Source organism: Kitasatospora sp. NPDC054795 (assembly GCF_053611565.1).
Genome location: NZ_JBSHAP010000293.1, coordinates 1 through 1620 on the forward strand (window position 1 = coordinate 1; position 1620 = coordinate 1620).

Genomic DNA, 1620 nt, shown 5'->3' on the forward strand with positions numbered 1-1620 from the left:
GCCCCCCCGTGCGCCGGCGTGTGGCGGGGGGGCCCCCCCGCCGGGCCCGGGGGCCCGCCCCCCTCCCGTGTCGCGGAGGCCTCGGGTCAGGCGCTCTTCTCCCGGCGCTCGCGCTTGATCATGTCGCGCGGCACCAGGGTGGGGATGGCGTGCTTGGAGACCACGTCGCCGGTGACCACCACGCGGGCGACGTCCTGGCGCGAGGGAACCTCGTACATCACGGACATCAGCACCTCCTCCATGATGGCCCGCAGCCCGCGCGCGCCGGTGCCGCGCAGGATCGCCTGGTCGGCGATCGCCTCCAGCGCGTCCCGCGAGAACTCCAGCTCCACGCCGTCCAGTTCGAACAGCTTGCGGTACTGCTTGACCAGCGCGTTGCGCGGCTCGGTGAGGATCTGGAGCAGCGCCTCGCGGTCCAGGTTGTGCACGCTGGTGATCACCGGGAGACGGCCGATGAACTCGGGGATCATGCCGAACTTCACCAGGTCCTCGGGCATCACCTGGCGGAAGTGGTCGCTGGCGTCCGACTCCCGCTTGGAGCGGATGTTGGCGCCGAAGCCGATGCCCTTGGCACCCGCGCGGCCCTCGATGATCCGCTCCAGGCCGGCGAACGCGCCGCCGACGATGAACAGCACGTTGGTGGTGTCGATCTGGATGAACTCCTGGTGCGGGTGCTTGCGCCCGCCCTGCGGCGGCACCGAGGCCGTGGTGCCCTCCAGGATCTTCAGCAGGGCCTGCTGCACGCCCTCGCCGGAGACGTCCCGGGTGATCGACGGGTTCTCGCTCTTGCGCGCGACCTTGTCGATCTCGTCGATGTAGATGATCCCGGTCTCGGCCTTCTTGACGTCGTAGTCGGCCGCCTGGATCAGCTTGAGCAGGATGTTCTCGACGTCCTCGCCGACGTAGCCGGCCTCGGTCAGCGCGGTGGCGTCCGCGATGGCGAACGGCACGTTGAGCATCCGGGCCAGGGTCTGCGCCAGCAGCGTCTTGCCGGAGCCGGTGGGGCCCAGCAGCAGGATGTTGGACTTGGCCAGCTCGATGGCGTCCTCGCGGCCGTTGCCGCCGCTGCGGCCCGCCTCACCGGCCTGGACCCGCTTGTAGTGGTTGTAGACGGCGACCGACAGCGCCTTCTTGGCGAGGTCCTGGCCGACCACGTACTGGTCCAGGAACTCGTAGATCTCACGCGGCTTCGGGAGCTCCTCGAAGCGCACCTCGGAGGTCTCGGCGAGTTCCTCCTCGATGATCTCGTTGCACAGGTCGATGCACTCGTCGCAGATGTACACGCCTGGGCCGGCGATCAGCTTCTTCACCTGCTTCTGCGACTTGCCGCAGAACGAGCACTTGAGCAGGTCGCCACCGTCTCCGATGCGTGCCACGAGGTGCTTCCCCTTCGCCAGGGGCCCCGCAGGGTTCCGGGGCCTGGTGCTGTGGACCGTCAACGCCGACGGCGCTCGGTCTCGCTATCCGACGGTACTCTGCCGGGCCCGTGATTCCGGCCTCTTCGCCAGGTCTGCCCTACGCCCTGGGCGAATTGATACCGAACAGATGCCGTCGCGCGGGCCCGCCGATGGGCCGGGGCGGGGGGGGGGGCGCGGCGGGGGCGGCCCGCCGCCCACCCCC

At 69.9% G+C, this 1620-nt stretch carries 1 protein-coding gene; it reads right to left on the minus strand.

What is annotated here, in order from left to right:
- Window positions 1–86 precede the first annotated feature (86 nt).
- Window positions 87–1376 carry an ATP-dependent Clp protease ATP-binding subunit ClpX gene (clpX, locus tag ACWGJO_RS41525; RefSeq protein ID WP_045696864.1) on the minus strand — a complete coding sequence of 430 codons (1290 nt, stop codon included), beginning with the start codon at window positions 1374–1376 and terminating at the stop codon, window positions 87–89.
- Between the last annotated feature and the right edge of the window lie 244 nt (window positions 1377–1620).